Below are 13,459 nucleotides of genomic sequence, written 5' to 3'. Positions count from 1 at the left end.
GTACTCCTCAAGAATAGTTAAGAAAACTCCACAGAAAATATGCAAATGTCATGCTGTCGGCGTAGACACCTGGTTTCCTCCGTGCAAACAGCATTTGTGCTTATCATGGGTCTACGCTCCAGTGAATTTGGTTCAGAGTATATGTAATTGGATCAGTTGCAGTTTCATGAATCTCCAATCCTTAAATGCAGTAAACAGTAACTCCTAAGAACCTCCAGCTTGACTTCTAGCTCTAGGTTAGTGGTAGTAATACACCTAAAAACCGATTGGAATACAGTATTTTACCAGAGTTACTACACAATCTTCTTACTAAGGCATACAGCGTAGGCAAAGATTGAGTTAAAGTTAGTACAAATTTAGGTTAAGACTTTTTTCGAAATTGTTAATTACAAATTGATTGCAATCAAGTCTCAATGATGAATTTAATCAGAGCCACAGAAATAAGGATTCTGCCAAAACAACTTGGGTCATCAAGGTGAGTAAAGTGAGTTTACAATTAAATTGAGATATGGCAAAATTTTGAGTATATAGAACTAACATGATTTTTCAGAGACAAGTGATGTAAAATCTACATTTAGATCCCTAAAATTCAATTCAAATTTTACCCATAAAAAGTAGATAAATGCCTTGATTTGGCTACGAATAAGCTAAAATTAGTCCTGACATTATGATCCTATAATAGAAAAAATAACCCTGTTTTTTATAAGCGGGTTCGGATGAGCTTCTGAGGCGAAATATGACTATTCTAAGCATATTGCCATATATCCTAATTATTTTATAATCTAACAACAGAAAGAGCTTGATGAGTAATTTATCTATAAAAGTTGCTAAAATTCCTCAAGATTTTCCTACAATTAAAGCAATTAGACAAGTAGTCTTTCAGGATGAACAAAATGTAGATCCTGCTTTAGAATTTGATGGCAAAGATGCAATATCTGAGCATTTGATTGCTTATTTAAATGAAGAAGCTGTTGGTACTGCCAGAATTAGATACTTGGAAGATAAAACTGCCAAGATAGAAAGGCTTGCAGTTTTATCTACAGCTAGAGGACAGGGTATTGGTACAAAAATTATGGAGAGGGCACTACAGATTATAGCTAACAAAAATATTACAGAAGTTGTGATTCACGCTCAAGAATATGTGAAAAATTTATACAGAAAGCTGGATTTTATAGAAGAGGGAGAAATATTTGAAGAAGCAAGCATTCGCCATATAACAATGAGAAAAAACATCTCATAGTCTAAATAATCTGCTTATTTTAATAACTGGTAATCACAGCAGTTGACAATGATTTTAAATACTAAATTGCCTAACCAATAAACAATAAATTTCATAGTAAAATTAGCTCAAGTATCGCATTAGTAATGACTCTAGATGAACTGTGCGGATTGGCTTAACAAGATAGTCATTAGCACTACCTGGTAACTTATTAATTTCTTTTTCTATAGGTTCGTTCAAGGTCATTATTACAATTGGTGTATCTTTCCAAGAAGGCTTTTGTCTAAGGAGATTTAGCAAATTTAAGATACTAGTTTTTTTAGTTAGCTGTAAATCAAAAAAAACTAAATCTGCTTGGAGGCTTTGCACCTGGTTCAAAAAATCGTTTTCATTATCTATCCACTTAACTTTATAGCCAATTGACTGAAGATAGTCTTGCAAAACTGTTGCAGTTTTTTCCTCTTCTTCTATAAGTAAAATAGTTTTATTTTTAGGGATGTCTGGGGAGGAGGATAAAGTAAACTCTTCTCCCTCATCTCCCTGATCTTCCTCATGCTTTTCATTTTCGACTGCTTTCGAAAGTACTGGATTTGGTAGAAACAAAGTGAACTGACTACCTTCTCCTAAAGTCGATGTAACAGTTAAATCTCCACCATGCAAACGCGCTAGTTTGCGTGTTAAAGCTAAACCTAAACCAGTGCCTTCATACTGCCGATTTAATTGGCTATCAAGCTGTTTAAATGGTTCAAATAGAAATTGAAACTGATTTGGGTCTATACCAATTCCAGTATCTGAAACTGTAAAGGTTATTCCTTGAGGTACTTTTTTCACTACCAGCGATACATCACCGGCTGGGGTAAATTTAATGGCATTGGTGAGCAAATTGAGTAGCATTTGCTTGATGCGCCGCTCATCAGCAATACAAATATCCTCTTGTAGGTCAATTTTGTAGGTGAGTTTTAACCCCTTTTCTGAGGCGCGATCGCGCACTGTCCAGATGGCATAATTACATAAATCAGATACTGGTAAAGGTGACAGTAACAGTTCTTCTTTGCCTGCTTCTACCTTCGATAAATCAAGAATATCGTTAATCAGTGCCAGCAAATGCTCACCACTACTATATATACAACTTACATATTCGTTCTGCTTTTCATTGAGAGAGCCAACTACTTCTTGTTGCAGCAACTGTGATAAGCCCATAATCGCATTAAGAGGTGTTCGCAACTCGTGGCTCATGGTTGCTAAAAATTCACTTTTTGCCCGACTAGCAGCTTCTGCTGCTTCTTGAGAGGCACGTAGTTTCAATTCTGTTTCCTTGCGTTCAGTAATATCCTCAATCATCGCTAGAAAAAACTCAGGTTCACCATTGCTGTCTGGTATAACAGAAACAGAGATATGAGTCCAAACTAGGCTACCATCTTTATGTAAGCAGCGTCTTTCCATCTCAATGCGATGTTTATCGACAGCCTGTTCCTCAAGTTGGGAGACTGGGAAGGCGAACCTTGAAGTTTTCCCTGAGTTTTTGCCAATTTCTGACACCAGTTGTTTGTAAAGTTTTAAATCCCCCTTTTGCGTGGAAATGTAATCTGTAAAGCGCTTACCGTATAGTTCTTCTCGGCTGTATCCTAAAATCTCGCACATTACCGGATTAGTATCGACTATCTGCGCTTTCATATCTATAAGTCCAATACCAATAGAAGAACGTTCAAAAATTGCTCGAAATTTCGCCTCACTCTGCCGCAGTGCTTCCTGTACCATGTTTCGCTCGCTCGCTTCTATAGCCAAAGTCACGAAATCTGCAATCGAGCCAGCAAAAGTTTCTTCTTCTAAAGTCCACTCGCGAAGTTCGCCTATGTGTTCGTGGCATACTACGCCTACCAAACGACCCTCTAGCCAAATGGGTGCATCCAGTAGGGATGTGATGCCTAAAACACAAAGATAAGGCTGGGATAATTCTTGGGTTCTTGTATCGTTTCTGGCATCATTTGCGGCAATGGTACGTTCTTCTTCTAAAGCCTGGAAATAAGCTGGATAATTTTCTTGTGAAAGCGAGTTACCAAAGCTATGCTCCTTAGTGTTTACATCATATAAATCGATGCATTCAATTTTTGAGCGTTCTTCATTATATAACCACACCCCAACTCGCTTGACTAAGAGCGTCTGAGCAGCAGTTTCTGTAATCTCTCTCAATACTGCATTAAGATTGCCTTGTTGAAATGTCTTGCTTCTTGCCAGTTGTACTAATGTCTGGCTTTGTTTTCGACGACTATTTTCTCTAATTTGTAAAGCCTCTTGGGACTGATTTTGCTCTGTAATATCTCTAGCTGACACCACCTGCATTACTTGACCTCAAGAAGAAATAATTTTGCCTTCCAGTTCTACGCAAAAAAAGTAGAACCGTCTTTGTATAACTACAATTACTTGGTATGGTTTTTCATAACCGGAAAGTATATTTTTATAACCCGATTTTTTTAATTCTAGATAAGGAGTTCCAAAATAGATATTGCTAATCAATTTTATTACTTTATATCAGTAGCTTTTGCTAGGGATAATTAGCATTTACAGTAATTTTACTATCAAGTAATTTCACTCAAATATTAAGTAGTATAGTGTTTTGATTTGGGAAGTAAGAAGTAGTGTAGTTTAATTACTTGAAAAGGGCTGTAAGTCAATTAGTTGGTTAGTGTTAATATTAATTCATTTTTTTTGGAACTGTATAAAATCAAGCTTGCTGAGGCAATAGGGCATAAATCCTAAGTTCTGAAGCAACTTCACAGATAATCGATATGATTACCAAAACACAGTTGATTCCCCTAGAGAAAGATACTTAATGACTAAAATTTTGAGACTATTAAGGTAATGCGAGCTTTTATGGAGGTGGAGCGATGACGGTTAGTAATGTGAGAATTGTTTCCCTAATTCCCGGTGGAACAGAGATTTTAGCGGCACTAGGATTGGTTAATGCTATTGTGGGGCGATCGCACGAATGCGATTACCCTCCAGAAATCCTCGATCGCCCCGTTTGTACCCAAGCACGCTTAGACTCTAATGCCTCCAGCAGCCAAATTCACGATGAGGTGAACGATTTATTACAATCTGCTCTCAGTATTTATGAAATCAAAACTGATGTTTTAGAGCAGTTGCAGCCTACTCACATTCTCACTCAAGACCAGTGTGATGTTTGCGCTGTTAGCTTAGACGAAGTTGAAAAGGCAGTTGCCACACTCATTGACAGTAAACCACAGATTATTTCTTTACAACCCAATATTCTCCAAGATATTTGGGCTGATATTGAGCGAGTTGGTAATGCCTTCGAGGTAGACTCGGTAAAAGCCTTAGAAAATTTAGAAGCTCGCGTCAAAATTTGTCAGCAAAGAATCCAAGGACTTTCTTTAAATGAACAGCCTACAGTTGCCTGTATCGAGTGGACTGATCCTTTGATGGTTGCCGCCAATTGGATTCCTGAATTAGTTAACTTGGCAGGAGGACAGTCTCTATTTTGTTATACAGGTCAGCCTTCTCCTATCTTGCCGTGGGAAACACTATTAACAACTGATCCAGATGTAATTGTTTTTATGCCTTGTGGCTTTGATTTAAATCGCACTCGCCAAGAAGCCAAATTGTTAACTCAACGTCCAGAGTGGGAAAAACTACACGCTACGCAAGCTGGTAGAGTCTACATCACTGATGGCAATTCTTACTTTAATCGTCCAGGGCCACGACTGGTAGATTCTCTAGAAATTTTGGCTGAAATTTTACATCCCGAAATTTTCCAATACGGCTACAAAGGAACGGCTTGGGAACTTTTGTAAAGAAGAATTCAGAACTCAGGAGTCAGAATTCAGGAGTACGATGGTTACTGAGTTTGTCGTACCACTTGCCTACGGCACGCTCCGCGAACGTGGAAGCAAGCTACGGTCAGCGTCTCGTAGAGAAGTACTGAGTGATATAGTTTAAAGCTTTGGCGGGTTCCAATAGCCCACAAAGAATAAATTCTGATTCCTGGATTCTGAATTCTTCTTCAAGGTGTTTCTTCAGAATCAGCCGATGGTTCATTGTTAAAGAACAGCAGGCGTGCAGCAAGGATGGCAAATCCGATCGCAGCGATCGCTTTTAATAAACGTGTAGGTAATAATTCGGCTACTGCTCCCCCTGCTAATGCCCCCAACAGGCTAGTCAACAGCAATGCGCCTGCTGCACCAAAAAATACCGCGCGTGGAGAGTTAGAACGCCCTGAAAGTGCGATCGCTGCTAGCTGACTTTTGTCACCCAATTCTGATAAAAAAACTGTAATAAAGCTCAGTCCTAAAAGATGCCAATCCATATTATTAAGGGGGAATGGGGAATGGGAAATGGGAGTTTCTCCAATGACCAATGACCAATGACCAATGACCAATGACCAATGACCAATGACCAATGACCAATGACCAATGACTAATGACTAATGACCAATGACAAATGACTAATGACTAATGACTAGTAAATACATCCCAAAACAGCATTAGGGAAATTACCAACAACATCACACCTGCTGATTTTTCTACAGTTTTTGGGCTGAGTCGGCTAGCCATCCAACTACCTAAAAGTACCCCTAATAAGCTGGTGGTTATCAGCGCCGCTGCCGATCCGAGAAATACCACCCAAGGCGAATGAGATTCTGCACTCATTAATAGGGTGGATAGCTGAGTCTTATCTCCAATTTCTGCGAGAAAAATGGTTACAAAAGTTGTGCCAAAAACTACTAACACTGATTGCTGCTTTGGAGGACTATCGGCAACTACAGGCTGAACTCGCTGGGCGATCGCAGGAGTTAAGTTAAAATCAGTGCTGTCTTTCACTTCTAGCTCGATTTCAGTCTGAGCTATGCCAGAAATCTCCAAAGGTGCAGAGTCAAGTTTCACAAGCAGTAGTTTGGGTTGCTAGGTTATTTTCATATTTCTATCATATTCTCAGATTGTTGTAATAAATTGCAACTACATAAATGGTGATAAAAAAATTATGGGGGTGTTTTTGTGTCCTAAAGATCCTCCTTACAGCCCAATAGCTTGATCGAAGCGTAGTATTTCTAAACTGCGATCGCCGTATACTCCTTCTATTTGCTGGCGACAGCAGTCTATAGCAAAATCGTTGACTTCTTCAGGTTCAACCCCATACATATCTTGAAAAACCTCTGGTTCCACGCGGCAGAAACGAGGACGATCTGAGTAGATGCGACATTCGCGCGTGGTATGGTCGAAATTAACGCACCAGCCGCCTTCGCCTACCATGCTGAGATAGAGTTCTAGTTCTGGTGGAGAGAGATACTCATCCAAATCTGGACGATCTGCTGGATCAAGATTACAGCAGGCTCCACATTGTTTTACACATTGCCAAGTTGCCATTTTGAATTAGGGAGTGGGGAATGGGGAATGGGGAATGGGGAATGGGGAATGGGGAATGGGGAATGGGGCAGGTGGAGAATTCGTAACTCCTAACTCTTCACGGGCTAAACCTTAGCTATCCGCTAACGGAACTGTTTTGCCCAATGCCCAATTCCCATATTTTACGTTTTTATGTCTTTTCTTATAATTTTGTTAAGTAAATTAAATCCAACAGGCCATAGACAGATATGATCGATTGCGGGTTTTGTAATTAAGTTATTGAATTTTTTAAGACAATTGGGAGGAGAAAGGGAAAAATGTTTGACGCTGTATCTGACTTGTTTAACGCTTTTACCAGTATCAATTGGGAAGTTATTTTCCAATTGCTGTCCGTGGCGCTAATTGTGATTGCTGGCCCAGTGGTAATCTTTTTGTTGGCATTTCGCAACGGCAACCTATAAGATTTATGAGTGCTGATTAAGAGTTAGGGGTGAGGAGTTAGGAGTGAGAAATTAAATTTTATTCTCAACTCATAACTCATAACTCATAAATCAGCACTCACAGTATCACAGTCAGAAGCAATAAGTTAATAAAGAACTTCTAACTCTTAACTGACAACGCTTGAAGTGCAGCTTGAATAATACTGTCATACTGTGGCTGAGAAATATCAACTTCTTTAGCGTTTTGACGATTAGTACCAAGTAAACCGATTATATGTCCTGGCTGCATGGCCAAGACTTTGCCTTCAGAATTTTTAATTCTTAATTCTGCTTCAATACCGTTTTTATAGAAACCACAAGTATATTGTCGCTGGTTGTACTCAAAGGTGGTGCTTGACTGGATAGGTGAAGAAGCAAAAAATTGTTGAATCTGAATTGGCAGTCTGGCACCGACTAACTCTAGCTCGATAGTGGTGTTACCGTTAAAATAATTTTCTCGCAGTTTGTAAGCTACATCCACTCGCGGCGGTAAGCGGAAGTAGTCGCCCCAACGCCAAGCGATCGCTTTAATTCTGTAATCCTGATTATCAATAGTTTGGGCAATTGTTAGTTTGATGTGACCCTTCCCAACGATTTTTTGCTCAACCACTTGAACATTAGCTGTCCAAAAAACTGGATCGGGGTTGTCCATACCGCAGGGATGTAGAGCATTAAGCTGTTGGTAAAGCTGCTGATTGATCTGATCGAGGTTGACTTCGGCATCAATTTTGAGCAGAGGCTTGAGATGCTGGGGTTCAAGACACTGGTTAGCAAACTCAATCAAACGCGATCGCACCATCTGTAAATTCTCTGCTGGTAGAGAGAATCCCCCGGCGGCTTTGTGTCCGCCATATTTCCCTAGTAAATCGTGACAATATTCTAAAGCTTCAAACACATTAAACTCTGGAATTGAGCGTGCAGAACCGCGTATATGTTCCCCATCCTCATAAGTACCGATAAATACAGGAACACCGTAGCGTTCTACCAAGCGGGAGGCAACAATCCCAATAACGCCGTGATGCCAATTGGGTTGAACAACAATTAATACACGGTCTTGTTGTAGAGATGTAACAAATTCTAATTCTACATAAGCGATCGCTTCTTGTTCAATTTGCTGACACATTTCCTGGCGAGAAGCGTTGATTTGTTCGCACTGCATTGCTCTTTCCAGCGCCACCCCCATATCATCTGTAGTCAGCAATTCAATCACAGTCTGGGGATTACCAATTCGACCGATAGCATTAATTCGTGGCCCTAAGCGAAAACCAATATCTTCAGGCTTGAGCGATTTTGGATTAGCAATTTTCTTCTCTGCTCCCCTGCTCCCCTGCTCTCCTGCTCCCCCTGCTCCCTCATCTCCCCTCGCTTGCACGCCACCTACCTGAATCAAAGCCTGTACCCCAGCTAAGTTGGATTTGGGTAAATGCTGTAAACCACGTTTCACCCAACGGCGATTTACACCAGTTAAGGGAGCTAAATCTGCGATCGTTCCTAGCGTAAATAGTGCTAGCATCGGCTGGATTAAGCCCTTAGTCTCGCCTAGCTGTTGTGCTAGAGACACTGCCAAAATATAGGCAACACCAACACCAGCAACACCCCTATAGGGTGACGATTCTGCTATTAGTTTAGGGTTGAGGATAGCATTAGCTGGCGGTAATTTTTGGGGGATATCGTGGTGATCGGTGATAATCACTGCTAGACCAAGTTCTCTAGCTCTAGCGACTGGTTCAAACGCAGATATACCATTATCTACAGTGAGAATTAGCCCCACCCCTTCACTGTGGAATTCTTCAACTATGCGTTTATTAATACCGTAGCCTTCGTGCATCCGGCTGGGAATAGCATAATCTACCTGTGCGCCTAAAGTACGGAGACTACGCAAAAGTAGAGCCGTGCTGGTCATCCCATCAGCATCGTAGTCACCACAAATAGCAATTTTTGTTTGAGAAGCGATCGCATTTTGCAACAACTCCAAACTAATTACCAAATCTGGGAAATCTTCTAACGGCGAAGGTAAGATTAAAGACTCTGGCTCTAAAAATGCTTGTGCTTGTTCTGGTGTTTCCATACCCCGATTAATCAGCAATTGGCTGATAATAGGTGAAACATTAATCAAAACCGCCAGTTTTTGGGCAAATTCTGGTTTTTGTGGATAAATTTGCCAGCGCTGATTAGGTAAGCGCCTGGTAGGTTTTGAGAATTCAGATACAGGTCGGTCTAGCACAATACAAGTTAGAATTTACTTAGTTATGAGTGTTGAATTGAAAGTTGTTTCTTAACTCATAACTAATAACATTAATTTGCTGTCTAAAACACGTTTATTCTACCATCATCCATAATATACAAAGAGCGATCGCCTGGAGAGCGCCAAGTCGGACGGAGTTCGAGCCGCAATGTGCCAAAGTTAGGTTTCGAGACAATTGCTTGTAGTGATAAACCTTTTTCGCTCCAAAATATCAGAGATGTATTTGGCTCCGTACCCTCTATTTGTTCTAAACTTAGTTTCTGCCCTGGACTCAAGGTCATTGCATCAGTCCCAGAGGGTTTTTGGATTTTGATGATGTTAGGCGTGCTATTTATCACTTCAACTCGGATGTGTTGCCCAGGTGTAAACTGAATTGGATGCGACCCACACTTAGAAGCACAAGTTCGAGCTAAGGTAGCACTGGGATTATTGATTGATGCTACTAAAACCGTAGCTGCAACTAAAGCAAATGACAGAGGCTTAAACATAATACACAGTATAAGTACCAAACTGAAATGTTACTTCAATTTAGTACTATTAAGCCTCAGCATATTTTCCAGAATTAAGCTAATGCAAAGCAACATCAGCTCATGATTCATCGATAAGCGATTTAATCGTGATTTAGCCAGTCGTCGAGTTGTTGTTGAGTCACCACTGGGTGCGTCGCTTCGCTATGCTAATTGGACTGGTGTAAGCCATAATCAAGACAGAATTAGGAATCAGAAACACAGAAGTGAATCATACACATCCTATCCCTTCATTATCCCGATGACTTACTCATTACCTCTGGTAAATCACCCCAAGCGTTAGAAGCAGAACTCACATTTTTGCTCGCAGTCAAACTATTTGAGCTACGCCGACTATCGCTTGGTAAAGCCGCCGCCTTTTGCAGCATGAACAAACCGCAGTTCATGTACGAACTAGGACGTTTGCAAATCCCTGTTATCAACTTAGATGATGACCAAATCGCCGACGAATTGCGCGAGGATTAACTAGTCCACTCCAGATAGTACGGTACTTTTGGATGATGCTCAAGCACGAAGGGTTGCAGAACGCTTAGGAATTCGCCGGATAGGTACTCTTGGCATTTTGCGTAAGGCGAAAAAAGCAGGCTTGATTGTTGAGCTTAAAGTATATATTGAGCAGTTACGCACCAATGGAATTTATATCCGACCTAGCCTCATTGATGCAGTGCTACGGGATGTCAGAGAAATAGACTAATCGCGGGTTCAGATAAAACTCAAGCAAAATTTTTTGAGTGTTATGCACCATAGGGTGATTCTTCTACGCATTATAGATTGAGTCTGTAGTGCGATCGCTATTTTCGTGAGTCTGGGATCACAAAACAAAACCCTGTACAAAGTTTTAACTTATTGTACAAGGTTATCTATTATCCTAAATACTTAGGACAAGCTCTTTAACCGAAGCGTCCACTGATATAGTCTTCAGCTTCTTTAGTTTGAGGAGAACTGAACATCTGGGCTGTCGGATTAAACTCAACTAATTTTCCGCGACGTTTGCCATACTCGTCAATTTCTGTATTGAAGAAAGCAGTGAAATCTGCCACTCTGGAAGCTTGCTGCATATTGTGTGTCACCATGATGATGGTGTATTGCTGCTTCAGTTCTAAGCAGAGTTCTTCTACTTGGCGGCTAGAAATTGGGTCGAGAGCAGAACATGGTTCATCCATCAATAATACATCTGGCTTCATTGCGATCGCACGGGCTATGCAAAGTCGTTGCTGTTGTCCGCCAGATAATGCAGTACCTTTCTCTTTGAGTTTATCTTTGACTTCATCCCAGATAGCAGCACGTCTGAGGGAATCTTCCACCAATTCATCAATGTTACCTTTGTAACCGTTAGAACGCGGCCCAAAAGAAATATTTTCGTATATTGACTTGGGGAAAGGATTCGGTCTTTGAAAAACCATTCCGACTTGGCGGCGTAATTTGACAGAATTTATCTTAGGATCGTAAATATTGCGATCGCGGTAATTCAGTCTACCCTCAACCTTAGCTCCAGGGATTAAATCATTCATCCGGTTGAAGCAACGCAGTAAAGTACTTTTACCACATCCTGAAGGCCCAATAAAAGCAATAATTTGTTTTTCAGGAATCTTGAGATAGACATCTAAAAGTGCCAGAAATCCCCCATAAAAAACCTTCACACCTTCAACATCGAATACGCTCTTTTCATAGTCGATTGTGGCACTATCTGATTGACTTCTACTATTATTGCTATAAGTCATTTTTCCGATCTCCTAATAATCGTGAATGTATCCAATTAGATATTTAATTACCTAACGTATTGAGAAGCGTTGTCTAATATAAATTGCTACACCATTTAAAACTAAAATCAGAAGTAACAACGCAATAATTGTCGCTGCTGCTGCATCAGCAAAACCCGGTTCAGGACGAGTGATGTAACTGTAAATTTGAATGGGTAATGCCATAAATCTCTGAAACAAACCGGGGTCAAAAGTGAGAAAACCCACAGCACCGACAACAATCAGAGAGGCTGCATCACCAATAGCGCGGGATACAGAGATAATCACCCCTGTCAAAATACCGGGAATAGCATAAGGTAAAACATGACTGCTGATAGTGCGCCATTTTGTAACACCTAATCCATAAGAAGCATTTCTCAGGGAATCGGGGACAGCGCGAATCGCTTCTCTAGCTGTCACAATAATTACTGGTAAAGACAACAAAGATAAAGTCAATGCACCAGAAATCAAAGCGGGGCCAAACCCAAGCAAATAATTGAAAACTCCTAAACCCAGCAATCCATAAACAATAGAAGGTACACCCGCCAGATTACTGATGTTAATTTCAATAATCGCTGTCCACCAAGCTTTAGGTGCATACTCTTCTAGATATAATGCTGCTCCAACACCAATGGGTACAGTAACCAAAATTACAACTGTTCCTAAAAGAACACTGCTGATAATTGCAGGACGAATACCACCTTGGTCAGGAAAACGAGAAGGAGTTTCTGTGAGAAAACCGGGTGTTAAAAATCTGCCTAATCCATCTCGAAAAATATCAAAAAGTAGCAATACTAGGATAAATAAACCAATTAATAATCCTAATAAAAAAATTACTTCAAATACTTTTCCTAATGTCTCCCTACTTTCAACATTATCGGTAAATTCTGCCGCCGAATCTAGAGAATCATCTTGTTGGTAACTTGTAGCCATACTTATTAATCGTATTTTTCTTTAAAGCGATTTGCAACCCAGTAACTAACAATATTCAAAGCTAGGGTAATTATAAACAGAACAGCACCTACAGCATATAATGTCTTGAAATTTAGACTACCACGTGGGCTATCTCCACCAGAAATTTGTGCCATGTAAGCTGTCATTGTTTCTATTGATTCCGCAAAATTAACAGTCAGCTTTGGCTGTAGTCCGGCAGCGATTAGGACAGTCATTGTTTCACCCACAGCGCGAGAAATACCCAATATAATTGAAGCGATGATTCCAGAAAGCGCGGCTGGTAGAACTACTTTAAAAATGGTTTCTAGTTTAGTGATACCTAAAGCATAAGATCCTTCTCGCAAAGAGCGTGGAACTGCTTTAATAGCATCTAAGCTGATAGAACCAACAGTAGGAGTAATCATTACGCCCATCATTAACCCTGCACTCAAAGCATTGAATATTTCCAGAGGGATAATATACCGCAACAATGGTGTGACAAACAACAGCGCAAAGTAACCATAGACTACTGTTGGTATTCCTGCTAAAAGTTCTACTGCTGGACGTAAAACTGCTGCTACTTTGGGTTGAGCATACTCACTTAAATAAATGGCCGAAGATAAACCCAAAGGAATAGCAACTGCCATCGCAATAGCTGTAGTCAAAAAAGTGCCATTAATCAAGGGCCAAACGCCAAAATGTCTATCTGCAAATAGAGGTGTCCATTTAGTATCAAGAAAAAATTCGGCAAAGGAAACTTCTTGGAAAAAACCAAATGTCTCTTGAAAGATAATTACGACAATACCAAAGGTAGTCAAAACAGAAACTAAAGCACAAGCAAATAAAATTACTGCAACAATCTTTTCAGAGATATCTTCAGATGGGTTTTTATCCAGTGACTGTCTAGATAGTAAATAAGGATCGTCTTGAGAATTGAGATTTTGCATAAATAGTTAA

General features: G+C 40.2%; 14 protein-coding genes. 5 read left to right on the top strand and 9 right to left on the bottom strand.

The genetic code is table 11. The features are described 5' to 3' along the window. Positions 1-802 precede the first annotated feature (802 nt). Entirely contained in the window at positions 803-1,240 is a 438-nt protein-coding gene (locus IQ274_RS00345; RefSeq protein ID WP_163934850.1) for a GNAT family N-acetyltransferase, read from the top strand. Between the two features lie 102 nt (positions 1,241-1,342). Here the strand turns inward: IQ274_RS00345 and IQ274_RS00340 are convergent, their stop codons facing one another. Continuing rightward, on the bottom strand, positions 1,343-3,559 hold the full coding sequence (locus tag IQ274_RS00340; RefSeq protein ID WP_193867010.1) for an ATP-binding protein: 2,217 nt from the start codon (positions 3,557-3,559) through the stop codon (positions 1,343-1,345). 545 nt (positions 3,560-4,104) lie between these two features. On the opposite strand from IQ274_RS00340, the gene IQ274_RS00335 reads away from it, so the two are divergent. Further along, positions 4,105-5,031, top strand: a complete 927-nt coding sequence (locus IQ274_RS00335) for a cobalamin-binding protein (RefSeq protein ID WP_193867009.1) — start codon at positions 4,105-4,107, stop codon at positions 5,029-5,031. A 209-nt stretch (positions 5,032-5,240) separates the two neighbouring features. On the opposite strand, the gene IQ274_RS00330 is transcribed toward IQ274_RS00335, so the two are convergent. The 3 genes from IQ274_RS00330 to IQ274_RS00320 all read right to left on the bottom strand — a co-directional run bounded on the left by IQ274_RS00330 (position 5,241) and on the right by IQ274_RS00320 (position 6,600). Further along, complete coding sequence (locus tag IQ274_RS00330) at positions 5,241-5,543, bottom strand: TMEM165/GDT1 family protein (RefSeq protein ID WP_179073595.1); 303 nt, start codon at positions 5,541-5,543, stop codon at positions 5,241-5,243. Between the two features lie 145 nt (positions 5,544-5,688). Continuing rightward, positions 5,689-6,120: a TMEM165/GDT1 family protein gene (locus IQ274_RS00325; RefSeq protein ID WP_163934858.1), complete on the bottom strand. Its 432-nt coding sequence runs from the start codon at positions 6,118-6,120 to the stop codon at positions 5,689-5,691. A 129-nt stretch (positions 6,121-6,249) separates the two neighbouring features. After that, on the bottom strand, positions 6,250-6,600 hold the full coding sequence (locus IQ274_RS00320) for a YkgJ family cysteine cluster protein (RefSeq protein ID WP_163934862.1): 351 nt from the start codon (positions 6,598-6,600) through the stop codon (positions 6,250-6,252). Positions 6,601-6,896: 296 nt separating this feature from the next. Here IQ274_RS00320 and psb30 point away from each other — a divergent pair, with 296 nt between their 5' ends. Further along, positions 6,897-7,040, top strand: coding sequence for a photosystem II reaction center protein Ycf12/Psb30 (gene psb30, locus IQ274_RS00315; protein WP_114086065.1), 144 nt, complete (start codon positions 6,897-6,899; stop codon positions 7,038-7,040). Between the two features lie 139 nt (positions 7,041-7,179). Here the strand turns inward: psb30 and IQ274_RS00310 are convergent, their stop codons facing one another. Beyond that, positions 7,180-9,282 (bottom strand): single-stranded-DNA-specific exonuclease RecJ, encoded by a 2,103-nt coding sequence (locus tag IQ274_RS00310; protein WP_193867008.1) that lies wholly within the window; start codon positions 9,280-9,282, stop codon positions 7,180-7,182. An 83-nt stretch (positions 9,283-9,365) separates the two neighbouring features. Next, positions 9,366-9,791 carry a hypothetical protein gene (locus IQ274_RS00305; RefSeq protein ID WP_012411065.1) on the bottom strand — a complete coding sequence of 142 codons (426 nt, stop codon included), beginning with the start codon at positions 9,789-9,791 and terminating at the stop codon, positions 9,366-9,368. Positions 9,792-10,040: 249 nt separating this feature from the next. On the opposite strand from IQ274_RS00305, the gene IQ274_RS00300 reads away from it, so the two are divergent. Together IQ274_RS00300 and IQ274_RS00295 are read left to right on the top strand one after the other, a co-directional pair. Beyond that, entirely contained in the window at positions 10,041-10,295 is a 255-nt protein-coding gene (locus IQ274_RS00300; RefSeq protein WP_322745170.1) for a UPF0175 family protein, read from the top strand. Positions 10,296-10,323: 28 nt separating this feature from the next. Further along, entirely contained in the window at positions 10,324-10,524 is a 201-nt protein-coding gene (locus tag IQ274_RS00295) for a DUF3368 domain-containing protein (protein ID WP_228057957.1), read from the top strand. 196 nt (positions 10,525-10,720) lie between these two features. Here the strand turns inward: IQ274_RS00295 and pstB are convergent, their stop codons facing one another. The 3 genes from pstB to pstC are packed head-to-tail and all read right to left on the bottom strand — an operon-like array spanning position 10,721 to position 13,449. Continuing rightward, positions 10,721-11,551 carry a phosphate ABC transporter ATP-binding protein PstB gene (gene pstB / locus IQ274_RS00290; RefSeq protein ID WP_193867007.1) on the bottom strand — a complete coding sequence of 277 codons (831 nt, stop codon included), beginning with the start codon at positions 11,549-11,551 and terminating at the stop codon, positions 10,721-10,723. Positions 11,552-11,602: 51 nt separating this feature from the next. Next, a complete protein-coding gene (gene pstA, locus IQ274_RS00285) occupies positions 11,603-12,502 on the bottom strand; it encodes a phosphate ABC transporter permease PstA (RefSeq protein WP_012411067.1) in 900 nt (299 codons plus the stop codon). Positions 12,503-12,507: 5 nt separating this feature from the next. Then, the gene (gene pstC / locus IQ274_RS00280) at positions 12,508-13,449 is read right to left on the bottom strand and encodes a phosphate ABC transporter permease subunit PstC (RefSeq protein WP_163937008.1); all 942 of its coding nucleotides are present in this window, start codon (positions 13,447-13,449) and stop codon (positions 12,508-12,510) included. Positions 13,450-13,459 lie beyond the last annotated feature (10 nt).

The sequence above is a fragment of the Nostoc sp. LEGE 12447 genome, from assembly GCF_015206985.1.
In the GTDB taxonomy this organism is placed as follows: domain Bacteria; phylum Cyanobacteriota; class Cyanobacteriia; order Cyanobacteriales; family Nostocaceae; genus Nostoc.
Note: the sequence above shows the minus strand (reverse complement) of the source record. Positions and strands in the feature narration are given on the sequence as shown.